This window comes from Acidobacteriota bacterium (assembly GCA_028875575.1).
Taxonomy (GTDB): domain Bacteria; phylum Acidobacteriota; class Terriglobia; order Versatilivoradales; family Versatilivoraceae; genus Versatilivorator.
Genome location: JAPPDF010000049.1, coordinates 39,416 through 64,548, shown reverse-complemented (window position 1 = coordinate 64,548; position 25,133 = coordinate 39,416). Strand labels below are relative to the sequence as shown.

The window sequence follows — 25,133 nt, the reverse complement described above, 5'->3', positions numbered from 1 at the left end:
GGCTGCAGAACCGGTCGGCCTTCTGTCCGACAGAAACTGTCCGGCTTCCTCTCCCGCTCAATCCGCCAGGATGGATTCGGCGTAGAGCAGCTCACCGTTGAGTCCGTCGTAGTACTGAAAGATCACCTGGGGATGCCGGTAGGCCACCCAGCGGTCGGTCCCTTTCTCAACCGGGTTGTTGAAGGCGTTGTTGACCTGCACCACGCAGTAGACCGGCCGGTTTCGCATCAGCAGAGGAGTGTCCGGCTGCATGAAGCTGGACCAGCGTATCTCCACCCGGCGTCCCTGGGAATCGTAGGGGCCGTTGGTGGGGCGCCCACCCTCGCTGCTCAGCGGGTGGTTGCTCGAGTTGTGGGGTCCGGAAGCGAACTCCCAGACGCGGTCGGTGATCTTGATGGCGAAACTGTTGTGCAGGTCGCCCGTCAGCACAAAGACCGGCTTGCCCAGCGAGTCCCAGAACCGGATCAGATCTTCCCGCTCCTCCAGAAACACCGTCCAGGCGTCGTCCTTGTTTGGGACGGGTTCCGGCCCATAGGCCCCCACGTGAGGGATGGTGAAGTTGACCGAGGAGACCACGAAAAACAGGTCGGCCCGGCTGGACTTCATCTCCCGCTTCAACCACTCCCTCTGAGGAACGCCGATCATGGACAGCCCCTTCTTGCGGGGTTGGCTCATGTCGTGCATCATGCGATGGCTGCGGGTGTCCAGGAAGAAGAAGTCGGCATTGCTGACCGACTTGCGGAAGTGCGAAACCCGCCCAATGGAGTAGGCGGCCTTGCCGTCGGCCCTGGCGGCCGGGTGAATCTTGAGCCGGTTGGCATCCAGCACCTCCACGATCCGGTAGACCCCGGCATTGGGGTCTCCGCCCTCGGTGTCGCTGGGTCCGTCCATGACGCCGGCATCGGGTGTGCCCCAGTGCACGTGCAGGGTGGCGGTCTCCAGGGAATCCAGTTGGCCGAAGTCGGCTTCGGGATCGGTCAGGACGGAGCTTCCGGCGGCGAAGGAGGCCCGTCCGAACAGAATGTCCCGGGAAGGATCCACCGGATTGCTCCAGCCCAGGTAGTCATACCAAGCCTTCAGGGCGATGTCGCGAAAGACGGGACGCCGGTTGCGCAGACCCACCTCTCCGGCACCGTAGACGTCGTTGACGATCTCGTGGTCGTCGAAGGTGAAGTAGGAGGGGACCACCCGGTGCCAGTCGGCCAGGTTTTCTCCCCGGTCCAGGTAGAGCTTGTAGTTCTCCCACACGCCCACGATGTTGGGCATCAGGTCCACCACCTGCGGCGTCCGGTCGGCGGCGAGTCCCACTTGCCGCAGCCAGTCCTCGGGCGGGTAGGCACGCTCCTCTTCGTACAGCCAGTCCCCGTTGAGGATGGCGAAATCGATCCGAGCCCGGCTGTCAGGCCCCTGAAGCTGCTCGAGCATGGTGGCGAAGGCGGGCAGGTTCCACCCGTAGGCCGCCGGACCACCGGTATTCTGGTTGTTGCCGCAGGCGAACTCGAATCGGAAGTTGAAGAGTCCTTCCGGGTTGTATTGGGGATGGCGCATGTCGTCGGCGCTGGGCAGGGTCTGAAAGGTTCCCCCCGGCCCCGGGATCTCCTCGGTCCCGTCCAGCCAGACCAGCCGGTAGTGGTACCGGGTCCCGGAATCCAGGCCCGCGAGCTGAACCCAACCGGTGTTGTCCCGCTCGACCCGGGTCTTCACCGCCGGGGACAGGGAGTCCAGCCGGTCGGCCCCGGTCCCGTACCTGACGGCGAAGGTCCCGGAACGGGCCGTGCGGGCCCAGACGCCCATCCTGTGGGCCTCCACCCGGCCCAGCATGGGACCGTGGCTGAAACGACTCCGCTCATCGGCATCGGTCTGGGGCTGGGTCTGGCATCCCAGACCGGCCAGAACCATCGCCAGGGGGACCAACCAGGCAAGAGATTTCATCGGATCTCCTCCAAAAGATTATCCAGGACTCGATTCTCGAGGGTTCGAATTCCTTCCATTTGCCAAGCGGTGAAGGTGTGAACCTTGGATTCACCCCTGGTGGCGACCAGCGAGACCCCCAGGCTGTCACCGCGAGTCGGATAGAGCCGCTGGGTCAGGCACTGCCGCCCGTTGGCGAACACTTCCAGGATGGTGCCGTCCAGGAAGACTCGCAACGTCAGCCGCTCCCCCGGCCGCAGCTCGAAGGGGGCCGTCTGCACCGGCACGTCCCGAGACTCCACATCCCTCCTCATGATGGGGAACGGCCTCCAGACCCGGGGATCCAGGCTGGAGCGGGTGGTGTCGATGAGCAAGGACCCTTCACGGCGGTCGCAGAGAATCACCGTCTGTTCCTCCCCGCCCGGGCTGCAGCAAACCTTGAGCCCCAACGCCCCCGCCTCCGCCAGGCTGGCCTCCAGTCCCAACTCCAGGCTGTCCCCCCTGAGCTCGTCAAAGGAGAGCTCGCGGCCGGGAGCAAGCTCGAAGTTCCGCCATTGGCCCCGGCGCCTCCGCAGTCCCTCCAGCTCCGCCGCCGGCTCGATCCGCAGGGAACCGTCCCGGTCCAGCGACAGCACCCGGGGCAGGGTCATCACGCCAAGTCCGCGGAGCGGCTTCTCCCGGCTCCGATGGTCCAGGGCCCAGGTCCAGAAAATTCGGCGGCCCCGGTCGTCCACCAGGCTCTCCGGAGCAAAGCAGGCGCCTCCCGGCCAGTTCATGCGGTGGTGCTCCTCGGGGAAGAAAGTTCCGTTCCGGTAGCGGCCCAGATAGCAGCGAGCGCCCCGGGGGTGGCTGATGCAGAGCAAGGCGTGCCGATCGCCCAGAGGGAAGAAGTCGGGACAGGCGCAGTCTTCTTCCTCCCCGGTCCAACGGGGATCGGGACGGTAGAAGGGCCGCAGGTACTCCCAATGAACCAGGTCGGACGAGGTGAACAGATAGGCGGTGTCCCACCGGTCATCGGGCTTCACCATTCCGCCCAGAATGGCGTAGTAGCGGTCCCCTTCCAGCCAGGCATGAGGGTCGAAAACGTTGTAGACCCCCCAACCGGGATCTCCTTCCCCCGGCTCCGGTATCACCGGATTGTGCGGGCTCTTCCGCCAGCGGATCAGGTCGTCGTCGCCGGGGACCGCCAGGCAGGTCCCGGCGCCGACCCCGTGGTAGATGAGCGCCGGACGGCCCTCTCTGTCGAGCAGGGCGCCACCGCTGAAGATGCCAACCTCCGGATCCCCCTCGGCAGGTTTCAGGGCCGGCGGATGGATGGTCCAGTCCACCAGGTTGGGGCTGCTGGCGTGACCCCAGCAGTGCCCGTCATGCGGCAGTCCGGGATCCTGGTAGATATAGAAGAGGTGGTAGCGCCCCCGCCAGAAAATGGCCCCATTGGGGTCGAAGGGCCGGCAATCCCCCTCGGGTGCGGTGAAGTGATAGCAGGGCGCGCGCGTATCGGAAGCCATTGTTCAATATGCTATCTTTGTCCCCCGCTCGAACGCAACGGCACGCGCCGCGGCACCCGGGCTGAACCGGAAATGCTGAGCGAGGAATGACACCATGAAGATCGATCGCATGGAAACGGCCTACTATCGCTTCCCTCCGCACAGGCGGATCGTGGACGCCATCCAGGAAGTCGAGTGCCTGGAGGTCATCGCCGTCACCGTTCATACCGACACTGGAGACGAGGGGTTCGGCTTTAGCTATACCATCGGCCGCGGGGGAAGGGCCACCAAGGTGATGCTGGACACGGAAGTCGTTCCGCTGATTCTGGGAGAAGATCCCAGGGACACCCAGCGGCTCTGGGAAAAGATGTGGTGGGGTCTGCACTGGGTCGGCAGGCACGGACTGACCCTGCTTGCCTCCTCGGCCATCGATATCGCCCTGTGGGACCTCAAGGCCCGCCAGGCCGGCCAGCCGCTCTTCCGCTTCCTGGGGGCGGCCCGCGACCGCACTCCCGTCTACAACACCGACTGCGGCTGGCTGAACCACGGCGTCGAGGAAATGGTCCGCGAGGCTGCCGGTTGCGTGGAGCGGGGAGTCCCCGGAGTCAAGATCAAGGTGGGCAAGGAGAGCCGCCTGGAAGACGTGGCGCGCGTCCGGGCGGTGAGGAAGGCGGTGGGCGCTGACGTCAAGCTCATGGTCGATGCCAACCTGCGCTGGACCGCGTCCGAAGCCATGGCCCGCTGCCGTCTCCTGGAGGATCTCGACCTCTTCTGGATGGAGGAGCCCCTGGATGCCGACGACGTGCTGGGGCACGAGCAATTGAGCCGGCACACCTCCATCCCCATCGCGCTGGGCGAGAATCTCTTCAACCGGCACGTCTTCAGGGAGTACCTGGCTCGGGGAGCCGCGGGCATTGTGCAACCCGACGTCGGCCGCGTGGGCATCACCGAATGGCTGAGAATCGCCGCCCTGGCCCACAGCTTCAATGCCTCGGTGTCCCCCCACTTGATGATGGAGGTCCACGTCCACCTGGTGTGCGCCACTCCCAACGCCCTCTTCGTGGAGCAGGTCCCGATGCTGGAACGCTTTCTGCAGCACCCGCTACGGATTGAAGGAGGATTCGCGTTTCCTCCGGAGCGTCCCGGCCACGGCGTGGCCTTCGACGAGGACAAGGTCAGCCGCTACTGCCTGGAGAAAAACTCCTGGCCTTAGACAGGAGGACGGCCGGAAGATTGCCGCCTTCTACGCGACTCGAGCGATGGAACTGCCATATTCCAGTGCCACGGACGCCGCGCCGGCGCCCGGGCAAAAATTATTGAAAGATCCTATCCGTTGGCAGTGTCGTGGGTTAAGGGAGAGCTGCGAAGCTGCGGTTGGAGTGGGTAGGCCAAGGAAACGCTTACTACAGGCCATCCTTATAGAGCTGCGAAGCAGCGCCCTCGTGTCGCCTGCTGGGCAAGCTAAGAGCCCCCCCGGGGAAGTTGCGTATGGCGGCGAAGGCGACGTTCTCTTGCCAGCGGAGGTGTCAACCCGGGGTCGTATGGGTTCAGCACGAACCCAGCCGCGAATGCGGCGAATACGAGGCACGCTCCCGAAACGCACCACGCACTTAAAATGACGCCAGACACCCCCCCCACTCCTCCCAAAAGCCCACCCCCCCGCAAAAAATGCAATCCCCTGCTCGTCTGGCTGTTTGTAGCCTTTCTTCTGCCGGCGTCTACGCCGGCCCAGGACAGGGCGACCACCGGCAGGATCACCGGTCTGGTGTCAGACTCCACCGGAGGTGTGCTGCCGGGCGCCGCGGTGAGGGCCGTGAACCTCGACACCGGCCTGGTCCGGACCGGGGTGTCCGACGACTCGGGGACATACAGCCTGGTGCTGCTGCCTCCCGGCTCCTACGACGTCGCCGTCGAGCTGGCCGGCTTCGCTGCAGTGGAACTCGACGATCTGACGCTTGCCGTCGGCGCCGTCCGCACGATCAACTTCAGCCTGGCTCCGGCCGGCATTGCCCAGACGGTCACCGTGACGGCCGAAGCCTCCGTGGTTGAAACCACCACCGATACGTCCGACGCGGCGCTCGACAGCCAGGCCATCACCAACCTGCCCATCAACGGCCGGCGGTTCCACGATTTCGTCTCCCTGACACCCACGGCCCAGGTCGAGCCTCAGCGGGGACAGATTTCGCTGGCGGGGCAGCGCGGCATCAACGGGAATGTCAGCATCGACGGCGCCGACTACAATCAGCCGTTCTTCGGGGGCATCCGAGGCGGCGAGCGCTCCCAGTTCACCTTCACCATTCCGCAGGAGGCGGTCCAGGAGTTCCGGGTTGTCAAGGCGGGGTACTCGCCCGAATTCGGACGCTCCAGCGGCGGGCTGGTTAACGCCATCACCAAGTCGGGGACCAACACGCCGAGAGGGTCGGCCTTTTACCTTCTGCGGCCGGAGCGACTGGCGGCCCGGAACGCCTTCGGGCAGGATGCGGCCCCCACGCAGCACCAGTTCGGCGGTTCCCTGGGCGGAGCGCTGGCACGCGACCGGACCTTCTTCTTCGTCGCCTACGAGCAGCAGGAGTTCAAGGCGTCGCGCGAGGTGCGGTTCGCCCGGCTCGACCACTTCACGCCCACGGCCGCCAGCCGGGAAGGGTTCGACCACTACCGCAGTTTGGAGACGCCCTTCGAGGTCACCAACGACGCCAAGGCCTGGCTGGCTCGTATCGACTTCAACCTGTCTGGCAACAACCGCTTCAATGTCCGATACAACGGCAGCACCAACCAGGCGCTCAACTCGGACGGCGTAGGCAACGTCATCACACCCACGACCCATCGCTCGCTGGAAACCAACGGAACCGAGGAGGACGCGACCCAGACGGTCGTCGGGCAGTTGACCAGCGTGATTTCCCCGAGTCTGCTCTTCGAGCTGCGCGGGCAGTACTCGCGCGAGGATCGCCCCCGTTCCGCTAACGCCCTCAAACCGCTCGTGGATCTCTCGCTGGGTGAGTTCGGGACCCGCAGCTTCCGACCGACGACCCAGTTCGACTGGCGGGCCCAGGGGGCCGGCAATCTGACCTGGATCGTCAACGACCACAACCTGAAGGTGGGATTCGACTACCACCACGTCTTCATCGATCAGAAGTTCGGCTTCTTCCAGAACGGCGGCTACCTGGTGTTCGGGTCGGATGTGGAGACGACCCTGGACATCATCGGGGTGGGTGGAGCCATTCCCAACCGGTTCGACTCGCCATCGCTGATCTACCTGCAGCAGATCGGCAACCTGAAGGCGTCTTTCGCAACCGACGAGGTCGGCCTGTTCGTGCAGGACCAGTGGAGGGTGGCTCCCACCCTGACGGTCAACTTCGGCCTGCGCTGGGACGGTCAGTTCAATCCGACCCCGAATGCCGGAAACAGGTTTCTGATCGATCAGTTGCGTGGCGTGACTTTTCCCAGCGGACGCCGGGTAGACCCCACCAATATCCCGAGCAGCGGCAGCCAGTTTGGACCACGGGTCGGCTTGGCTTGGGATCCGGCCGGAAACGCCAAGACCGTGGTGCGCGGGTTCGCCGGCGTTTATTACGCGCGAACCCCGCTGCTGCTGCTGGCCGCCCCCACGAACAACTTCGGGGTGCCGCCGGGGGACCTGAGCGTTGCCCTGCCGTTCCCGGCGCCGGTGGGAAGCCCTCATGTCACGCTGTACGATCAGATGAAGCTCATCGGGATCGATCTGAACCGGCGATCGCTCGACAATCTCCCGACACTGGCTCCGGATCAGATCACAGCCATCGCCGAGGCGCTTGGGATCGAGAGCAACCCGTTCGCAGGAGCCCGTGTCACCATGGTGGACTCAGGTTTCAGGAATCCGATGGCGCGCCAGTTCGGCGGCGGCCTGCAGCATGAGGTCCGTCCCGGCTGGTCGCTGGGGGCCGACATTCTCGTCGTCGATACCACCCGCCTGGAACGGAACCGGGACCTCAACGTCCCATTGCCGGCGGTGCGGCAGGACGATCCTGCCGAGCGCCCCTTCTTCGGTCTGCGCAGCGGGACCCGGCGGCCGGTTCCGGGGCTCGACAGCGTCACCGTCCGCGAGTCGACGGCGGAGGCACTCTACCGGGCGTTGACGATCAGCTCCGAGTTCCGTCATTCCCGGGGACAGCTCAGCGCCCACTACGTGCTGTCGAAGAACGAATCGAGCGACGACAACGAGCGGGACGCGGGGGGGATATCCTACGAGAACGGGTATGACCTGAATTCGGAATACGGTCCCAGCCTGCTTGACAGGCGCCACCAGTTCCACGCCCAAGGCGTCGTCATGCTGCCCGGAGACGTCGATCTCTCGACCGGAATGCACATTTCGTCGAGCGCTCCCTTCGACGCACGCATGGGCGCCGATTCGAACGAGGACCGGGGCGGAGCCGACCGCCCCTATCGCGCGCCCGGCGTGCCGTTCACCAGAAACGCCTTCCGGAACAAGTCGACCGCCGACATCAACCTCCGGGTGCAAAAGCGGTTTCCACTGGGCGAGACCGGCCATGCTCTCCTTTCACTGGAGTTCTTCAACCTCCTGAACCTCGACAACGTAACGCTGAACCAGTGGTTCCCGACCGTGGCCAATTACTGCGCCGACTCACGCGACCTGGCCTGCGGGTTGAGCGGACAGCCGACCAATCCGAACTTTGCTCAGATCCGGGGCCCGGACGGCCAATACCTGACGGGAAACATCCCCGGACCGCCGTTCCAGGTGCAGATCGGCTTCCGGCTGCTGTTCTAGCGGGGCGGCTGCTTCGTACCGACAAGCCAGGGAAAACAGTTATCCACGAAGGACAACGCGGGGACACGAAGAAAAACTCAGAGAAGCGCTGGCAGAGGTCTCAGGGGACGGTGGGGCCGTCTCCGGCCAGGGTGGTGCGGTGCATGATGCGCTTGTAGACGCCGTTGTCCCAGGGGCGGCCGCGGTGGAGGCAAGAGCGGTTGTCCCACATCACCAGGTCGTTGGTCTTCCACCGGTGCCGGTAGACGAATTGCGGTTGGGTGGACCATTCCAGGAGCTCCTCCAGCAGGGCGCGGCCCTTCGGGATGTCCCAACCGATAATGTGGGAGGCGTAAGACCCCACGTAGAGGGCTTTCTTTCCCGTCTCGGGGACGGTGCGGACCAGCACGTGGCGAACCGGGGGCGTCGCCTTGAGGAAGGCCTCGGTCAAAAGACCAGGCGCGATCTGGGACCGGGAATGGGCCATGCTGTGCTCGGCGACCAATCCTTCAAGTTGGGCCTTCCTGGATTCGGGCAGTGTGGCATAGGCAGCCCGAAGGCTGGCGTACTCGGTCTCGCCGCCGCGGGGCGGCACTACCTTGGCCGACAGCATGGAGGCTTTCAGGGGGACGGACTTGAAAGAGCCGTCGGAATGCCAGAGATTGTTGCCGGCCTGATAGAGGGAACGCTTGTCCCGGGGAGGGATGAGGCGGCCGTCCTCATCCACGTTGGCGATGCGGTTGATGGGGCCACCGCCTCCGTAGGGATCGCTGGCAATGGTCATCTGGAGCCGGCCGAATCCCCGGGTGAAGGCCACCTGCTGCTCGTCGGAGATGTCCTGGTCGTGAAAGGCCAGCACCGAATGCCTGTAAAGGGCTCGGCGAAGCTCGGCAAACGTCTCCTTGGTGTGTGGAGAGCCCACGTCAACACCCTGCACCGCGGCTCCGATGTGTTCTCCCAGCGGGACGATGGTCATTTCCGTGGAACCTTCTTTCGGGAAATCCGTGGCCGCCCTCAATCGTCTCGGCGGCCGCTTCGATATTCGTCCCGGACCCGCCGGGCAAAACGCTTGAGGCCCCGCCCGGCTTTCTCGATTTCGGGGCGGGCCTCCCGCCAGGCCTCCTTGGCCCGGGGCTTGACCTCCTCTTCCAGAACCTCCCGAGCCTTGGCGCGGGCCTCCGGATTCTGAACCAGGACGCGTGCGGCAGTGATGACCAGGCGGCGAAGCAGAGTCATTGCAGATTGTCCTTTCTCCGAAACCTCGAAGAGGGTCGGGTTGCCGAACCGGGCAGGGGACGGCGGCTTGAAATTCTATCCGCCCTGGAGCCGCCTTGCGTCCACCAACATACGGACAAACTCTTTCATGTAGAGCGCGTTGTCGTGCCAGGTGCGGGCGCTCACCAAGTTGCCGTCCCGCACGCAGCCGTCGTCCACGAAGGTCGCGCCGCAGATCTGCACGTCGAATCGACACTTGGCCACTGTGGCCATGCGCTTTCCCCGTACCACGCCCGCCGCCGCCAGGATCTCGGCTCCATGGCACACCGAGGCCACCGGCTTGCCCGTTTCAAAGAAATGGCGAACGATGTCCACCAGATGTCTATCGTAGCGCAGATACTCCGGCGCCCGTCCTCCTGAAACAAAGAGACCGGCATACCCGTCCGGCTCAACGTCCCGAAAGGCGATGTCGGAGTTCCAGTGGTAACTGGGCGATTCCCGGGTCACCTCCCACCCCGGCGGTATCTCATGTATGACGAGATGGTAGCGGCGTTTCTCCGGAGCCGCCACCACCGCCTCGAACCCCTCCTCCTGCACCCGATAGTAAGGGTAGAGAGTGTCCATGGCTTCGGAGGCGTCGCCGATGACGATCAGGATCTTTTCCATCCGGCCCTCCCGATTTGGAATTTTTCTGGTTGCCTCGACCGATGCCGTCTGTCAACCCTTGCGCAACGGTAACAGGAAGAGACCGCAGGCGGCCAGAAAGAATAGTCCTGCAATGTAATAGAAAACGGCATGCACGGCGTCGGGACGATACAGCCACCCTGCAATCACCGGCGAAGGAGCGCTCAAGGCCAGACGGGAGAAGGAGACGAACCCGATGGCGGTGGTGGTGGTGCGGCGCCCGGCCACATCCAGGGCGGCGGCAGTCAGCACCGGCTGGTCGCTGTAGAGGAAGACCCCCATAAGCAGCAGCAGCACCGGGAAGGCTCCCAGGTGACCGTACCAGGCCATCAGCAGGGTCAACACCCCCAGGGCCAGCAGGTTGGGCACCAGGACCATCTTTCGTCCGAACCGGTCCGAGAGATGTCCCAGCAGCGGCGAGGCGGTCATTCCGACCAGGCCCAGCAGCGAGAAGTAGAAACCCCTCGTTTGGTCGCTCAGGTCCAGCACATCCTTGGTGTAGAGGGCGACGACCGCGGTGAATGCCACAAAGGCCATGCCCCTCAGTCCCGCGATGGCGATGATTCCCCACAGGACGCCGTTCCTGAACATCTGCCGGGTGTAACCGAGCTGGTCCGACAGATTGGCGCTCTCCTGAGCCGAAGGCGAGCCCGCCTGCCGGCTTCCGATGTCCCGAAAAGCCCAGTGGACGGGAAGCATCAGGAGCAGGGGAAGCAGGGCATAGGAGCCGATGATGCTTTGCCAGGTGAGCATTCCCAACAGCAGGCCGGTGGTGGCCGGTCCCAGGATCTCGCCCACGTTGCCGCCGACCCCGTACACCGACAGGGCGAAGCCGCGGCGCTCGGCGAAGCGGTTGGAGAGAGAGGCCATCGCGGGCAGGTGCCAAAGAGAGGAGGAAGCGGCCACGATCGCCATTCCGCAAAGGACCGTCACGTACCCGGGAGCCGAACCGACCACCAGCCAGCCGATTCCGAAACCGCCCATGCAGAGGGTCATGACCAGGCCCCAGTATCGCTTGAGCAGGTCCATCGCCACCCCTCCGGGCAGATCGATCAGGCCGGCCACCACTTCCTGGACCGCCGAAATGGAGGTGGTCTGCAGATTGGAGAGGGCGAAGGATTCCCGTATATTGGGAAACAAAACCAGCAGGCTGTGCTGGAAGGCGTGGAACAGCGTGTGGGAGCCGGAAATCCCGGTCAGGATAAAGCCGCGCTTTCCTCGCAGGTCGCCCGGCCGGCCTCCTTGAGAGTGGGGGGTGTTCATTACGATTGTGGGCGGAACAGAAAGAACTGGAATCGGTACAGGTCCGAACCGAATTCGGGGCGCAAACATAGCGCCTTCAGTGGGAATTGTAAAGCAGATCCGAGCCGGCAGATCCGAGCCGGCGGCGTGCCCTCTCGGCTGTGGGTGGCGGCGCTTTGCGGATTGCCTTGAACCCCGGCCTGGCCTCCCGCTGGTTGCAGGCTCCAAGGAGTACCGTGACTGAAATGGCCGATCCAGCGCTTGGTCCGACCTGCCCCGTCCTCGTTACCGGGGGAAGCGGGTACATTGGGTCGTGGCTCGTCAAGAGGCTCCTCGAACTCGGACACCATGTCCACGCGACGGTTCGCGATCCGGCGGATCCGAAAGAGACCCGCCACCTGGAAGCCATGGCCACGGATTCGGCGGGATCCTTGTCGCTCTATGGAGCCGAATTGCTGGACCCGGCGGGATTCGACCGCGCAATGGCCGGGTGCGAGGCGGTGTTCCACACTGCGTCCCCGGTCATCGGCCGGGGAGTCAGGGATCCGATGCGTGTCCTCATTGAGCCTGCAGCCAGCGGGACCCGGAACGTCCTGGAAGCGGTCAACCGTTGCCCGACGGTGCGCCGCGTGGTCTTGACCTCCAGCGTGGCTGCTATCTACGGAGATGCCATTGAGATGGCCGGGACGGAGGAGGGGTGTTTCAACGAGAGCCACTGGAACGAGACCAGCAGCGAAAGCCACCAGCCGTATGCATTCTCCAAGGTGCTGGCGGAACGGCTGGCGTGGGAGGTCGCGGGAGCCCAGAATCGCTGGGACCTGGTCGTTGTCAATCCGGGGCTCGCCCTGGGGCCCGCGCTCAGCCCCCACGCGACTTCCGAAAGTGTGCGCATCATCCGCGACTTCGGGACCGGCTTCTACCGGCTGGGTGTGCCGAATGGGAAATTTGGAATCGTCGACGTGCGAGATGTGGCGGAAGCGCATGTACGGGCAGCGATGACGACGGAGGCGACCGGGCGGCACATCCTTGTCGCTGAGACGCTGAGTCTGCAGGAGATCGCGGCGATTCTTCGCGAACATTTCGGTGGCGGGTTTCCTTTCCCACGCCGCACGTTGCCGAAGTTTGTGGCGGTGTTGCTCGCTCCGCTGGCGGGGCTCAAGCGATCCGAGGTCCGTCGGAACGTCGGCCACCCGCTCAGATTCGACACTCGGCGTGCGACGACCCACTTGGGAATGAGGTTCCGACCGGTTGCAGGAGCCATAGTGGATCACTTCCAGCAGCTTATCGACGATGGCCTGGTGCAGTCGCGTGCAAGATCCCGGGTGAGGAGTGATTCTTGAGGCCAGGGCGGAGCCCGCAGTCGAGCCGGAGCGGGGCAAACGCGGCTTTCCGGGAGTGACGATCAGCTGTTGAGGCAGCGAGGTGTTGGTGAGGCTGCACGAGTTGTCAAGGACTTCCGAGCCGCTCAGGGAGCAATGGCGGGCTGGGCTGCCGACTGGGCCAGCCGAACCAGTTGGAGAAACTCGGAGCGATAGCCGAAACGGTCTTCCCCGCGGGCTGCCCGGGCCAGTTCGATCACCTGGTCGTAGTCGAACTTTTCCGTATAGGGACTTCCCTGCATCAATTGACCGAACCCCGCCACCGCCGCGGCGAAGCGCACGTCCAGGGGAGCCTGCTCGATCCGCTCATGTTCGTTGGCGGAGGTCACCGCCTGGGAGATCAGGGTGCTGGTGTCCGATTCCGGCAACTTGTAGCGAATCTTCACAAAGGCGTATTCGCCGCTTGCGGCGCCTGGCTGCGGTTTCTTCTCCCGCCCATAGCGCAGCGGGGGCACCCGCTCACCCCCGGAGCCGACCGGGGTAATTTCATAGATCGCGGTCACCCGGTGGCCGGAGCCGATCTCGCCGGCGTCCACCCGATCGTTCTGGAAATCCTCGCGGGCCAGCATGCGGCTCTCGTAGCCGATCAGCCGATATTCGCTCACCCGGGCCGGGTTGAACTCGACCTGGATCTTGACATCCTTGGCGATGGGGAAGAGCGTCGAGGTGGCTTCGTCAACCAGCACCTTGCGGGCTTCGGAGAGAGTGTCGATGTAGGCGGCGACGCCGTTGCCGTTCTGCGCCAGCGCCTGCATGAGCCGGTCATTCAGATTGCCCATGCCGAAGCCCAGCACCGATAGGAACACGCCGCTTTTCCGCTCGCGTTCGACATAGCCCTGCAGCTGATCCAGGTCGGTGATCCCCACGTTGAAATCGCCGTCGGTGGCCAGGATGACTCGGTTGACGCCATCGGCCATGAAATGCTGCCTCGCCAGTCGGTAGGCGCGCTGAATCCCCGAGGCGCCGGCGGTGGAACCGCCCGCTCTCAGTTGACCCAGGGCGGCCAGGATCTTCTCGCGCTCGCTCACCGGGGTGGGCTCCAGGGCCGTGGCAGACGATCCCGCATAGGTCACAATGGCCACCCGGTCCGCCGGCTCCAGGGACCCGAGCAGCAGTCGGAGCGAATTGACCAGCAGGGGCAGTTTGTTGGGCTGGCCCATGGAACCCGAGGTGTCGATCAGAAACACCAGGTTCGCCCGTGGACGAGGGCCCGTCAGCTCGAATCCGCGGATGCCGATATGCATCAAGCGGGTCGAGGGGTTCCAGGGAGCAGGCAGTACCGTCACCCGGGTCGCAAAGGGGGTGTCTCGCCCCGTGGGCGCGGGATAGTCGTAGGCAAAATAATTGATCAACTCCTCGATGCGAACGGCCTCCTTGGGCGGCAGCGTGCCTTGCTGCAGCGAGGCGCGCACAAAGCTGTAGGCAGCGGTATCGACATCGATGGAAAAGGTCGAGACCGGCTCTTCGGCAACCATCTTCAGCCGGTTGGGATCGACGCGGGGGAAGCGATCCCGGGACCGGGCGCCGCTCTCCTCCACTTTGCGGAGTTGATCGGCAGCCCTCCTCAAACTGCTCCTGAGACCGACAAGGCGGTCCGAGAGTTCGCCGCGAACCCTCGCGGATCTTGAGGCGACGGCGCCCACTTCGCCACCTGTGATCATCGTCAGTGCCCCAGGACGGGAAGGAGGGGCTGGCGGCGGGGCAGGGAACGCAGGCGAGGCAGGCGCAGCCGGTTGGTTGGGATCCGCAGCGGTAGCCGTGGCGGACTCTGAACTCAAAACCGATACCGCGCCGGTAACGTCAACGGTGACACCCTCCGTTGCCGCCAGCGGAGCCGTTTCAGCGGTAGCAGGCGCGGCCGGGGCTGCCACCTCGGCGGGTCGGTTCGCCGGATTCTCCGGGGGCGTCGGCGCGGACCCTGCTGAAGGCGGATCACCGGCGGTCACGGTTGCCGAAGCTTCTTGACGGGACTCGATCGCCTCTTCTTCGGCAGGAACCGGAGCGGGCTCGGATTCAAGCCTGGCAACCTGGCTCGTTTCCACCGGTTCGGTCGACCAAGTGAGCAGCCAGTAAGTGAAGGCGCCGCCGGCGAGCGCCAGGCACAAGGCACCGGCAGCCGCTACGTAACGAAGTTGAAGGGGATGGATTCTCTGTTTCAGCCAGGACATGATAGTTGCCTCCTGCCCTGTCTGACGCGGCTGAACCGGCAATCCTTGGTGGTGTCCGTCAAAGGCCTCCATGGCCTTCGAAAGCGTCTGCTTTTTGGCCTCGGGATTCGGCTTGGGCGATCTGCGCTTCAGTTCCTTTTCAAGCCTTTCCAATTCGTCTCTCACAGTACCATCCTCTCAGTCTGCGCCTTTTGGCCGCGCAACTTCTTGCGCGCCTGGTGCAGCCGCCAGGAGACCGTTGCTTCGCTGACTCCCAGGATCTTGCCGGCTTCTCCGTGTCGAAGACCCTCCGCCAGCACCAGGATCACGGTGGCTCGCAGCTCTTCGCTCAACTGCCCTAGCACCTGTTGCAGCCAAATGGAATCCTCACCCCCGCTGCTGCTCTGGCGATGGCCGCGAACGTCCTGCTCCACGAATTCCTGCTCGTTTCGGCGGCGGGTGGCGTTGCGGCGCATGGCGTCCCGGGCCGCGTTCACCACCACCCGGTAAAGCCAGGTAGTGAATCGACTCTGGCCGCCGTAGGACGCCAGCCTGGTCACCAGGCCCACGCAGACATCCTGCGCCAGATCCTCCGCCTCCGCCCCGCCTCCGAGCATGCGCGCGCCGACGCGGTAGATCAGGGCGTAGTGGCGTTCCAGCAACTCCGAAAAGGCGTTCCTGTCTCCCGCGGCGGCCCTGCGAGCCAGGATTTCGTCGGCCTGCTCGGTCATTGACTTGGAAAGGTTCTCCGAGAAGAATCGGAAAGGGGTCGGAGCGACATGTTTGCTTGGATCAACCGCGCCACCGTGCATGGATTCCCAGCCTCATCCATTGAGACGCACCCGGCGGTCGTATTCTTTGAAGAAAATTTCGGGTTGCGGGATGTGTGGGGGCCCATTTTCCGAAGCGGCTTCCAGCGTCCGCGTGATATCTGCAATCTGCTTTCCGGCAAGCATATCCGTCAGAGGTGCACTGTCAACACTCACATGTGCAATGGGCACAGCCCTGTGGCCGGAGGAGCCACTGCTGTTTCCCAAACCGGCAGCCCCGGCCAGTCCTGATCGATTGGCCGTTGATCTTCGGCGAAACCGCATTCAGAAGGAGCGAGGCGGGCGAGCCCGCTTGAACGGCCAGTCACCATCCGATATACAGTAGGTGCCGTACCTGTGAGAAAGGGCATTCAGGCGCTGCCGGCGGCAATGCTCCCATTGACTCTCTTCTCGATTTCTTGCAGCAGTATTGGCTGGAAGAGATCCCAGGTTGCACCTCGGACCGCCGGGCGGGGTCCGAGAGCCTTTCACTCAAACGAGTATCCTCCATGGCTCCCATAGATACCGGCATCGTTGTGGTTTACCTGAGCGGAGTGGCTCTGCTGGGGGTCTACTTTTCCAGGCGGCAAAAGACCACCGAGGACTACTTTCTGGCGGCGCGCAGCGTTCCGGGCTGGGTGGTGGCCTTCTCCATCCTGGGCACCATTTGCGGGAGCGCCACCTTCGTGGGACATCCCGGAAACGTGTTCCACGACAACATGTTTCTAATTCCCGCCCACCTGATGCCGCTGATCGTGATGCTGCTGCTGGCCCGGCGCATCGTGGTGTTCTACCGGCACAACGTGCGCATGACGGCCTATGAATACCTGCAGCAGCGCTTCGGCTATCCCGCGCGGGCCTACGGCGCCGCCACCTTTCTGGTCAGCCGGGTGGCCGACGTCAGCGTCACCTACTACTTCCTGGCCCTGGCCACGGCGGTGCTGACCGGGTGGGACGTCACCGGCGTGATCCTGATTCTGGGCGCGGTAACCGTGCTCTACACCCTGATCGGCGGCATCCAGGCCGTGGTCTGGACCGACGTGGTCCAGGGCATCTTCCTGGTGGGCGGGGGCCTGCTCTGCATCCTGCTCATTCTGTTCGGATCCGACGCCGGCCCTTCCCAGATCCTTGCGGCTGCCTGGGAGGGGGGCAAGTTCGAGATCGGCCGCTGGCAATGGGACGCCACCCAGAACAACCAGTGGCTTCTGATCCTTGGTTCGATAGTCGCCTGGCTGCAGTCCTTCTGCTGCAACCAGCACAACGTGCAGCGCTACCTGCTGGCCCGCTCCGATCGGGAAGCCGTCCGCGGGGCCGTCATGGGAGCGGGGGCCTGCGTGCCGGTGTGGCTGCTGTTCATGCTGCTGGGAGCGCTGCTATGGTCCTACTACCAGTTCAGCGCCGAGGTGGTGCCGGCGGACGTCATGGCGGTCAAGGACCGCATCGTTCCCTACTTTGTCAGCACCCAGTTCCCGGCGGGTCTCAAGGGCATGGTTCTGGCCGCCCTTATCGCCGCCGCCATGTCTTCGCTGGACTCGGATCTCAACTCGCTGGCGACGGTGGTGGTCAACGACTTCTTCGGCAAGCTGCGCCCCCGCGCTTCCGAGAGCCTCAGGCTGCTGGTGGGCAGAATCTCGGTGGTCGGCCTGGGCGCCGCCTCCATTCTGCTGGCGCTCCAGTGGACCCGGATCGACAGCGCCTCCCTGGTCGAGTTCTCCCTCACCATGACCATGATCTTCACCGGAGGCATCCTGGGACTGTTTGCCGTGGGCATGCTGTTCCGCTGGACACTGGCCAGGGGTGCCAACCTGGGCATCCTGGCCTGCCTCCTGTTTACCGCCTGGGCCACCCTGACCCAGGTGAGGCTGCCGGGAAGCGCCGAGCCCATCCTCGATCTGGGGAGCTTCAACTGCACCCTAAGCCTGTGGCTGACCGGGGTGCTCGGCCACCTGGTGCTGGTCTCGGTGGCCTTGGCGGCCAGCCTGATCCTGCGCCGGTCCGAGGGACGTCCGTAGTAGAGAGAATGGAGCGTATTGCAAAATTCGTAGCGGGGCAGGTCAACTTGCCGGCAAACCTGATGTTCGGCTTTTTTCAATATCGGTTGCGACCGGGTGAAAAAGGCTGTCGAACCACAAAAAGCACAAAAGGCACAAATTGTGTTTTTGTGCCTTTTGTGGCCATTCCCGGCAAACGTCCCGCTGCCGAATTTTGCAAACGGCTCAATGAGCATATTGTTTTAGAATCGTCCGAAATTACCGTGATCCAGGAGGGAAACCCATGGCTCAAGCAAACATCGACTACCGCGACTGCGATCGGCAGGTCTGGGAGGAGGAACTGGAGGACTTCGTCCCTTCCCGAATCCTGGACGCCCACATCCATTGCTTCTGGCGCTCCGCCGTCACCGGAGTGGATCCGGAGTCGCTCAAGAAGGAGGACAACGATCTGGAGACCTTGAATCAGTGGGCCGAGGTCCTCTACCCGGGCCGGGGCATGCAGTACCTCATCCTGGGACACCCCTTCCCGGGAACCGACGTGGCCAAACACGTGGAGTTGAACCGCAGCGAGATCGACGGGGTTCCCGGTGTCCGCCACAACCGCCTGGTGACGCCCTCCTGCAAGCTGGCGGACATCGAGCGGGACCTCAAGCACCCCCAGTTCGTCGGCCTGAAGCCCTACCGCACCCACTCGATCACCGGGGACATCGCCCAGTGCCGCATCCATGAGTTTCTGCCCCACGAGCAGATGGAGTTCGCCAACCACCACGGCCTGTGGGTGACCATGCACCTGTCCCGCTTTCACGGCTGCGCCGACCATCTCAACCTGCAGGACCTGGAGGAATACACCACCAAGCGCTATCCCAACCTCAAGTGGCTGCTGGCCCACTGCGCCCGCAGCTTCACCTACTGGCCCATGCAAGAGGCGGTGGAACGGCTCAGGGACATGCCCAACATCCACTACGACACCTCGGCGGTGACCGACCCCCGGCCCTACATCTCCCTGCTCACCAAGGAGGACCCCCGCCGGGTCTTTTGGGGCTCGGACGGAGTGGGGGCAGCCTTCTTCCACGGCCACTACGCCGCCCTGGGGCGAGCCTGGGAGCACTACGATGCCGACCGGGGTGACCTTCAGTTTCCCCACTGCGACGGCCGGCCCATCCTGGCGGTCTATGAGCAGCTTCTGGCCATGAAGTTCGCGGCCGAGGTCGCCGGCCTCTCCAGGGACCAGGTCGAGGGACTCTTCTGGCGGAACGCGGCCACCGCTCTGGGAATCGGCGAAGAGGAAGGGGCGAGCAACGATTAGGACAACAAGCCGCACAACCGCCTTGGAGGCAGGCTTGAGGACGCAGATTGTGCCGAACACCGAGAGAAGGCCGGGGAGCGGGTGGGTCCTGGTTGAGATACGATTGGCGGAAAGGTGGCTGGATGGGGCTTGGGTGCGCACAGAAAACACCCGCTAATTCGGTAGGGTTCGAGAATTTCCTGACTTCTGCACAAGGGAGAGAGTGATGACAACCAGACAAGACGGATTCCTGGCGGACTGGTACAGCCGGGTGGTATTTGGCGTAATCGCGCTGTCGCTGGCGATGCTGGCGTTTCAAGGGGCCTGCACGGTGCAACCGGTCGTGCGAGCACAAGATTCGGAGTGCGGGGCAAGATTCAACCCGTGCTACGTAGAGGTGTTGGATGTTGCCGGACACGTGGATGTGAATCAACCATTGAATGTAGTCGTTTTGAACAAATGAACGACGTGCTCAGAACAGTCGATGTAGATGACCAGCGGTCGTTGCGCGTTCGCTTGCTATGAAAATCGTGGAAAATGGCTAACTTCGTTCCAGTTTTGTTGTGCTTCATCGGCCTTGGTGCATTCTGGAGCGGATGCGGCCCTCAGCCGGAAACGCCCATCGAGATCGGATCGCGGCGCCAGCTCCTGGTGGACGACGCCCTGATCGAGCAAACCGACGGGACGGTCGAGCTGCGCCTGCATTCCCCGGTGGAACGGGAGGTGGTCTTTACCCACGACCGGCCCTGGGAGGGCGGTTATTCCGGATACAACACCCTGTTTCGTGACGGCGACCGCTACCGCATGTACTACCGGGCGGCCGCCTGGCCGGGGATCGGCAAGGAGCCGACCCTGTGGGTCTGCCTGGCTGAAAGCCGGGACGGCATCCGCTGGATGAGGCCGGAGCTGGGGCTGGTGGAGTTCCAGGGCTCCAAGAGGAACAACATCATCCTCTCGGGGGAGGTCTCCAACACCTTCGTTCCCTTCAAGGACGCCAACCCCGCCGCCAAGCCCGAAGAACGCTACAAGGCCCTGGCGGCCTTGAGCGATCCACGCGGACTCTACGCCTTCGCCTCCCCCGACGGGGTCCGCTGGCGGAAGATGAGCGATGCTCCGGTGATCACCCGGGGCAAGTTCGATTCCCAGAACGTGGCCTTCTGGGACAGTGCGCGGCAAGTCTACCGGGCCTACTACCGGGAAATACGCGGCCCCAACGACGAGATTCGTCCCGAGGGGCCGCAGTTGGGTCTCGACCCCGCGGGGCCGGCCCGGGACGTCATGACCTGCACTTCCGAGGATTTCCTCAAGTGGAGCGAACCCCGCTGGCTCCAATACCCCGGGGCTCCCCGTGAACAGCTCTACCTCAACCAGGTCCGGCCCTATTTCCGGGCTCCCCATCTGCTGGTGGGGTTTCCGGGGCGGTTCATGGCCGGGCGCGAGATTGAGAAGGGGCTGCCGATTACCGAGCACCCCTCCTATCGCTACGGCTCCATCTCGGAGACCCTGTTCATGAGCAGCCGGGACGGCCTCTCCTTCAAGCGCTGGGGCGAGGCCTTCATCCGCCCCGGCCCCCGCAGGGAGCGCTGGATCTACCCGGCTTCCTTTCCCGCCTACGGGTTGCTGGCGACCCCGGCCGAATCGGCTGACAGGCCGGACGAGCTGTCGCTCTATGTCAATGACGGCGGGTATTGGACCGCCAACGGGAAGGCTTCGCGGTTGCGGCGCTACACCCTGCGGATGGACGGCTTCGTCTCGGCCCGGGCGGGCCTGAGCGGCGGCGAACTGGTGACCCGGCCCTTGGTCTTTCGAGGCGGGGAGCTGACCCTGAACTACGCCACCTCGGCCGCCGGCAGCCTGCAGGTGGAGGTTCAGGATGCGGCCGGCCGACCGGTTCCGGGCTTCAGCCTGGCCGAGTCGCCGGAGACATTCGGGGATCGCATCGACGGCGCCGTGACCTGGAAAGGCGGCGCCGACCTGGCCGACCTGGCTGGGAAGCCCATCCGCCTGCGGGTGGTGCTGAAGGATGCCGACCTCTACGCCTTCCGCTTCGGTAGTCCCTGAGGTCGAGTTGAGGCAACAGGAAGGGGATGCCGCTCAAGCCTTTTGGGAGGAACCGTCCAACAACTCCAAGGCAGGCATGCAGAAAGTCCCGTAAGCGGCCACCCCTGCTTGGGGGGACTGTCAGGCGATTACCGTCACTGCAAACTTGAACTGATGAAACGGACCGCCATCAGAGGTCTCTACCATCGTTGGGAAAGCGGTGTTTAGGAATATGCGTCACTATTCAAAGATAGATCTACCGATTCCGATTCTGATCTGTATGGCGCTTTTGTACCCAATCGTCGATGACCTTGCAGCGGACATGGAATTCAGTCCGGATCTGCTGATTATAATGGGCCCGGCTACTCTCTTGCTTGCTCTGTTGTTGGTTTGCTTTCTCCCCGTCTACTACCAGATCGAAGCCTCTGTATTGATAATTCGGGCTGGATTCTTGAGAACGAGTGTCCCGATCTCGCAGATAACGAAGGTTCAACCCACCTGGAACCTGCTCAGCGCTCCGGCCCTGTCCTTGGACAGGCTTGAAATAAAGTATTCTCCCGACGGCGTTCTCGGAGAAATCGCCCTGGTATCGCCAAAAGACAAGAAAAAGTTCATCGCTGACCTTGCTCGAAGCGACCCCGAGCTCATCATCCAGGGTGATGGCTCCGGACTCATCCGACGTCGTGCGGATACTGCAACAATCGGGTGAGAAGTTTCCTTCAAATCCGCGCCTGGTAGGTGTAGAGCCGGTGGTAGCGGCCTTGCCGGTCGATCAGTTGATCGTGGGTCCCCCGCTCCACGATCCTGCCGTTCTCGATGACCAGGATCTGGTCGGCTTTGCGAATGGTGCTCAAGCGATGGGCGATCACCAGGGTGGTGCGACCCCGGATCAGCTCGTTCAGGCTTTCCTGAATGAAGATCTCGCTCTCGGTGTCCAGGTTGGAAGTGGCCTCGTCCAGGATCAGGATTCTGGGGTCCGCCAGCAGTGCCCGGGCGATGGCTACCCGCTGTCGCTGACCCCCCGAGAGCTTGACCCCCCGCTCCCCTATGAGGGTGTCCAGTCCCTCCTGCAGCCGGTCCGCAAACTCCTTGACGTGGGCCGCCTTCACCGCGCTCAGCAGGTCGGCCTCGGAGGCTTTGGGCTGGCCGAACAGGATGTTCTCCCGGATGGTTCCCTCGTAAAGGAAGTCATCCTGCAGGACCACGCCCAGCCGTGACCGATAGCTTCCCAGGGTCACCCGGGACAGGTCGATGCCGTCCACTTCCACCATACCCTTGTCCGGCGTCAGGAAACTCGCGGCCAGTCCGGCGATGGTGGTCTTGCCGGAACCCGAGCTGCCCACCAGGGCGGTGACCGACCCCGGAGGAGCCTCGAAGGAGATGTCTCTGAGAACTTCGGTACCCTGCTGGTAGGAAAAATGGACTCCCTTGAAAACAAGGTTCCCCCTCACATCCTCCAGCCGACGGGTGCGAAGCGGGTTTTCGCTCTCCTTGGGGACGCTCATCAGCTCCTTGGTGCGGTCCAGGCCGGCAAAGGCCTCGGTGAATTGACTTCCGATATTCCCCATTTCAACCAGTGGGGCCACCAGAAACAGCAGGTAGGCGATGAAGGCCATCAGGTCTCCCGTAGTCATGCTTTCCTCGACCACCATGGAACTCCCCACCCACATGATGCTTACTGCAGGCAACCCGACGAGCAGCGTGCCGGCGCTGGTGACCAGGCTGGTCGCCGTGAGGGTCTTCCTGACGTTGTCGAAGATCCGCTCCACGCCCTTCTTGAAGACAGCGACCTCGGACTCTTCGGCATTGAAGCCCTTGATCACCCGGATCCCTCCCAGAGATTCGGTCAGGCGGCCGGTGACGTCGGCATTGACCTTGGCCCGTTCCCGAAAAATCGGGCGCACGTATCCGAAGGCCTTGAGGGAAATCAGGCCGAACAGGGCCAGCGGCACCACCACGTAGAGGGTTAGCAGGGGGCTGAGGTCCAGCAGCAGGAAAAAGACCACCACAGAGGTGAGAATGCCGCCGAACATCTGGACCAGCCCGGTCCCGATCAGATTGCGCACCCCCTCCACGTCCAGCATGATCCGCGAAACCAACTCGCCCGACTTGGTGTTGTCGAAGTAGCGCACCGGCAGCTGGATCACGTGCTTCTGAACATCCACGCGCAAGATCGAGATGAGGTGCTGGGCTTCCACGCTCAGCAGGCGGGTCAACACGAAGGAGGTGACGGCTTGCACGGACAGCGCGGCTCCCACGCTGAGCAGCAGGATCTTGAGGAGTTCCGTGTCGCCCTTTCCGATGACGTCGTCCATGAGGTACTTGAAGGACCCCGGCAGCACCAGGCGCGAGAAGCGGTTTACGATGATCAGGATCACCCCGAAGATCACCAGTCTCCGGCGGGGCCAGATGATGTGCCGAAGCACGTACTGGAGCGAGGAGAGGGAAAATTTTCCGCGTTTTTTGCGTTGCTTGTCCTGGCTCATGCCGGCTGCCCGTAGATGTTTCCCGTCAACGCGGAGGTTGTGCCTTCTCGGTGAAGAAGGGATCCCGCGGGAACGGTTTCGCTGCCGTCCTGTGGACCCGGGGGCAACAGTCTGGAATTCCCGAGGGATATCTGCATTTTAGCATGGAGGCTGGAGCAGGGCGGGGAGTGGAGCAATTGCCATCCCACGCTGCCGCCACCGTAGGGGCAACCCTTGTGGTTGCCCGGTTGTTACCGTTGACCCGATCATCCCCGCATCGGGCAGCCGATGGCGGAAGGCGGAATTGGCGGCCTGCCATCCCGATTCTCCTTGACAGCGGGCGGGGCTGGATTTAACTTATCCTCTATCCGTAACTCCAAGGGAGATCACCATGAAACGACGGGTCGACACGTCAGGCGCCGGATCGCATCTGCCAGGGCGGCGGGCTTTCCTGAAAGTAGGCGCACTCAGCTACATGGGCCTCAGCCTCAGCGACTATTTCCAGTTGTCCAGCCTGATGGCCAACACCAACCCAAAGGCCAAAGCCCAGTCCTGCATCATGATCTGGATGTTCGGGGGCCAGAGCCACCTGGACACCTGGGACGTCAAGGGCAACAGCGGGTTCAACCCCATCTCCACCAATGCGCCCGGCATCCAGATATCGGAGATCCTTCCGAAGGTGGCCAGGCACATGGACAAGCTCTCGATCATCCGCTCCATGAAGAGCGAGTCCAACGCCCACTCGGAAGGCAGCTACTACTCCATGACGGGCCATCTCCCCACCACCACCACCCGCTTCCCCAGCGTGGGTTCGATCGTGGCCAGGGAGTTGGGCCAGCGCAACGAAATGCCCGCCTACGTGACCACCAGCCGCGGCCGCTTGAACTGTCGCAGCGCCGGGTTCATCTCCCCCATGTACGAACCGCTGACCCTGACATCGTCGGACCGGATCAGCGACGGCAAGGATTTCAAGGTGGCCGATCTGACGCTTCCCGGAGAGATCTCGGTTGAGGCCCTGCAGGCCCGGCAATCCTTTCTGAACCTGGTGGACGAGCGCTACCGCAAGATGGAGGCCGCCGCCAATTTCGGCATGGTGGATGCCTTTGACGAGCGGGCGCTGAGCCTGATCACTTCCCCGACCGTCAGGAAGGCGTTCGACGTTTCGCTCGAATCCACCAAGACCAAGGAAACCTACGGGACCGACCGCTTCGGACAGGGAGTCCTGCTGGCCCGCCGGCTGGTCGAGGCAGGCTGCCGGTTCGTAACCGTCGACGGCTGGAACCCCGCCGACGGACACAACTGGGACACCCACTACAAGAACGACCACTACTTGAGGAATGTCCTGGTTCCTCCCCTGGACCGGTCACTCTCGGCGCTGATGGAAGACCTGGATCAGCGGGGCCTGCTGGAATCCACCGTCGTTCTGGTGATGGGCGAGTTCGGCCGCACCCCCAACATCAACCCGGGGCGGGGCCGGGACCACTGGGCCCACTGCTGGTCTGTGGCGCTGGGAGGCGGCGGCATCAAGGGAGGCCAGGTAGTGGGAGCCAGTGACGAGCGGGGTGCCTACGTGGCCGAGCGAATGGTCACCATCGGAGACCTGTTCGCGACTGTCTACAAGGCCCTGGGCATCGACTACACCAAGACCTACCTGGGTCCGGGGCGCCGGCCCATCTACATCGCCAACGCCATCGGCGACAAGCAGGGTCAGCCCGTCCACGAGCTGGTCTGATTCGG

Annotated in this window: 18 protein-coding genes; 9 read left to right on the top strand and 9 right to left on the bottom strand. The window is 63.6% G+C overall.

Going from position 1 to position 25,133, the window contains the following annotated elements; translation table 11 throughout:
• Positions 1–57 precede the first annotated feature (57 nt).
• Both OXI69_07615 and OXI69_07610 read right to left on the bottom strand, forming a co-directional pair.
• A complete protein-coding gene (locus tag OXI69_07615; protein ID MDE2666001.1) occupies positions 58–1,932 on the bottom strand; it encodes an alkaline phosphatase D family protein in 1,875 nt (624 codons plus the stop codon).
• A complete protein-coding gene (locus OXI69_07610) occupies positions 1,929–3,419 on the bottom strand; it encodes a glycoside hydrolase family 32 protein (GenBank protein MDE2666000.1) in 1,491 nt (496 codons plus the stop codon). The genes OXI69_07615 and OXI69_07610 overlap by 4 nt, the downstream gene beginning before the upstream one ends.
• A gap of 94 nt (positions 3,420–3,513) precedes the next feature.
• Here OXI69_07610 and OXI69_07605 point away from each other — a divergent pair, with 94 nt between their 5' ends.
• Positions 3,514–4,611: a mandelate racemase/muconate lactonizing enzyme family protein gene (locus OXI69_07605; GenBank protein ID MDE2665999.1), complete on the top strand. Its 1,098-nt coding sequence runs from the start codon at positions 3,514–3,516 to the stop codon at positions 4,609–4,611.
• 402 nt (positions 4,612–5,013) lie between these two features.
• Complete coding sequence (locus tag OXI69_07600; GenBank protein ID MDE2665998.1) at positions 5,014–8,160, top strand: TonB-dependent receptor; 3,147 nt, start codon at positions 5,014–5,016, stop codon at positions 8,158–8,160.
• A gap of 100 nt (positions 8,161–8,260) precedes the next feature.
• Here the strand turns inward: OXI69_07600 and OXI69_07595 are convergent, their stop codons facing one another.
• The 4 genes from OXI69_07595 to OXI69_07580 form a co-directional block, all read right to left on the bottom strand.
• Complete coding sequence (locus OXI69_07595; protein MDE2665997.1) at positions 8,261–9,115, bottom strand: TauD/TfdA family dioxygenase; 855 nt, start codon at positions 9,113–9,115, stop codon at positions 8,261–8,263.
• A gap of 38 nt (positions 9,116–9,153) precedes the next feature.
• On the bottom strand, positions 9,154–9,375 hold the full coding sequence (locus OXI69_07590; GenBank protein ID MDE2665996.1) for a hypothetical protein: 222 nt from the start codon (positions 9,373–9,375) through the stop codon (positions 9,154–9,156).
• Between the two features lie 75 nt (positions 9,376–9,450).
• On the bottom strand, positions 9,451–10,020 hold the full coding sequence (locus OXI69_07585) for a DJ-1/PfpI family protein (protein MDE2665995.1): 570 nt from the start codon (positions 10,018–10,020) through the stop codon (positions 9,451–9,453).
• 51 nt (positions 10,021–10,071) lie between these two features.
• Positions 10,072–11,301 (bottom strand): MFS transporter, encoded by a 1,230-nt coding sequence (locus OXI69_07580; protein ID MDE2665994.1) that lies wholly within the window; start codon positions 11,299–11,301, stop codon positions 10,072–10,074.
• Positions 11,302–11,525: 224 nt separating this feature from the next.
• Here OXI69_07580 and OXI69_07575 point away from each other — a divergent pair, with 224 nt between their 5' ends.
• On the top strand, positions 11,526–12,620 hold the full coding sequence (locus OXI69_07575) for an NAD-dependent epimerase/dehydratase family protein (GenBank protein MDE2665993.1): 1,095 nt from the start codon (positions 11,526–11,528) through the stop codon (positions 12,618–12,620).
• Between the two features lie 125 nt (positions 12,621–12,745).
• Here the strand turns inward: OXI69_07575 and OXI69_07570 are convergent, their stop codons facing one another.
• Positions 12,746–14,992, bottom strand: coding sequence for a VWA domain-containing protein (locus tag OXI69_07570; GenBank protein ID MDE2665992.1), 2,247 nt, complete (start codon positions 14,990–14,992; stop codon positions 12,746–12,748).
• Complete coding sequence (locus tag OXI69_07565; GenBank protein MDE2665991.1) at positions 14,989–15,537, bottom strand: RNA polymerase sigma factor; 549 nt, start codon at positions 15,535–15,537, stop codon at positions 14,989–14,991. The genes OXI69_07570 and OXI69_07565 overlap by 4 nt, the downstream gene beginning before the upstream one ends.
• A 587-nt stretch (positions 15,538–16,124) precedes the next feature.
• Here OXI69_07565 and OXI69_07560 point away from each other — a divergent pair.
• The 5 genes from OXI69_07560 (at position 16,125) to OXI69_07540 (ending at position 21,640) form a co-directional block, all read left to right on the top strand.
• A complete protein-coding gene (locus OXI69_07560) occupies positions 16,125–17,627 on the top strand; it encodes a sodium/solute symporter (GenBank protein MDE2665990.1) in 1,503 nt (500 codons plus the stop codon).
• Between the two features lie 262 nt (positions 17,628–17,889).
• On the top strand, positions 17,890–18,912 hold the full coding sequence (locus OXI69_07555; protein ID MDE2665989.1) for an amidohydrolase family protein: 1,023 nt from the start codon (positions 17,890–17,892) through the stop codon (positions 18,910–18,912).
• A gap of 205 nt (positions 18,913–19,117) precedes the next feature.
• Complete coding sequence (locus OXI69_07550; GenBank protein MDE2665988.1) at positions 19,118–19,354, top strand: hypothetical protein; 237 nt, start codon at positions 19,118–19,120, stop codon at positions 19,352–19,354.
• 74 nt (positions 19,355–19,428) lie between these two features.
• Positions 19,429–20,952, top strand: coding sequence for a hypothetical protein (locus OXI69_07545; GenBank protein ID MDE2665987.1), 1,524 nt, complete (start codon positions 19,429–19,431; stop codon positions 20,950–20,952).
• A gap of 211 nt (positions 20,953–21,163) precedes the next feature.
• On the top strand, positions 21,164–21,640 hold the full coding sequence (locus tag OXI69_07540) for a PH domain-containing protein (GenBank protein MDE2665986.1): 477 nt from the start codon (positions 21,164–21,166) through the stop codon (positions 21,638–21,640).
• Between the two features lie 10 nt (positions 21,641–21,650).
• Here OXI69_07540 and OXI69_07535 read toward each other — a convergent pair whose 3' ends face one another.
• Positions 21,651–23,417 carry an ABC transporter ATP-binding protein gene (locus OXI69_07535; protein MDE2665985.1) on the bottom strand — a complete coding sequence of 589 codons (1,767 nt, stop codon included), beginning with the start codon at positions 23,415–23,417 and terminating at the stop codon, positions 21,651–21,653.
• A gap of 370 nt (positions 23,418–23,787) precedes the next feature.
• On the opposite strand from OXI69_07535, the gene OXI69_07530 reads away from it, so the two are divergent.
• Positions 23,788–25,128 carry a DUF1501 domain-containing protein gene (locus OXI69_07530; protein ID MDE2665984.1) on the top strand — a complete coding sequence of 447 codons (1,341 nt, stop codon included), beginning with the start codon at positions 23,788–23,790 and terminating at the stop codon, positions 25,126–25,128.
• The last annotated feature ends 5 nt before the right edge of the window (positions 25,129–25,133 follow it).

What these genes read in the sequence shown, in the direction of transcription:
- OXI69_07615 (MDE2666001.1), bottom strand. Translation starts at nt 1,932, where the DNA reads ATGAAATCTCTTGCCTGGTTGGTCCCCCTGGCGATGGTTCTGGCCGGT.
- OXI69_07610 (MDE2666000.1), bottom strand. Translation starts at nt 3,419, where the DNA reads ATGGCTTCCGATACGCGCGCGCCCTGCTATCACTTCACCGCACCCGAG.
- OXI69_07605 (MDE2665999.1), top strand. Translation starts at nt 3,514, where the DNA reads ATGAAGATCGATCGCATGGAAACGGCCTACTATCGCTTCCCTCCGCAC.
- OXI69_07600 (MDE2665998.1), top strand. Translation starts at nt 5,014, where the DNA reads ATGACGCCAGACACCCCCCCCACTCCTCCCAAAAGCCCACCCCCCCGC.
- OXI69_07595 (MDE2665997.1), bottom strand. Translation starts at nt 9,115, where the DNA reads ATGACCATCGTCCCGCTGGGAGAACACATCGGAGCCGCGGTGCAGGGT.
- OXI69_07590 (MDE2665996.1), bottom strand. Translation starts at nt 9,375, where the DNA reads ATGACTCTGCTTCGCCGCCTGGTCATCACTGCCGCACGCGTCCTGGTT.
- OXI69_07585 (MDE2665995.1), bottom strand. Translation starts at nt 10,020, where the DNA reads ATGGAAAAGATCCTGATCGTCATCGGCGACGCCTCCGAAGCCATGGAC.
- OXI69_07580 (MDE2665994.1), bottom strand. Translation starts at nt 11,301, where the DNA reads ATGAACACCCCCCACTCTCAAGGAGGCCGGCCGGGCGACCTGCGAGGA.
- OXI69_07575 (MDE2665993.1), top strand. Translation starts at nt 11,526, where the DNA reads ATGGCCGATCCAGCGCTTGGTCCGACCTGCCCCGTCCTCGTTACCGGG.
- OXI69_07565 (MDE2665991.1), bottom strand. Translation starts at nt 15,537, where the DNA reads ATGACCGAGCAGGCCGACGAAATCCTGGCTCGCAGGGCCGCCGCGGGA.
- OXI69_07560 (MDE2665990.1), top strand. Translation starts at nt 16,125, where the DNA reads ATGGCTCCCATAGATACCGGCATCGTTGTGGTTTACCTGAGCGGAGTG.
- OXI69_07555 (MDE2665989.1), top strand. Translation starts at nt 17,890, where the DNA reads ATGGCTCAAGCAAACATCGACTACCGCGACTGCGATCGGCAGGTCTGG.
- OXI69_07550 (MDE2665988.1), top strand. Translation starts at nt 19,118, where the DNA reads ATGACAACCAGACAAGACGGATTCCTGGCGGACTGGTACAGCCGGGTG.
- OXI69_07545 (MDE2665987.1), top strand. Translation starts at nt 19,429, where the DNA reads ATGGCTAACTTCGTTCCAGTTTTGTTGTGCTTCATCGGCCTTGGTGCA.
- OXI69_07540 (MDE2665986.1), top strand. Translation starts at nt 21,164, where the DNA reads ATGCGTCACTATTCAAAGATAGATCTACCGATTCCGATTCTGATCTGT.
- OXI69_07535 (MDE2665985.1), bottom strand. Translation starts at nt 23,417, where the DNA reads ATGAGCCAGGACAAGCAACGCAAAAAACGCGGAAAATTTTCCCTCTCC.
- OXI69_07530 (MDE2665984.1), top strand. Translation starts at nt 23,788, where the DNA reads ATGAAACGACGGGTCGACACGTCAGGCGCCGGATCGCATCTGCCAGGG.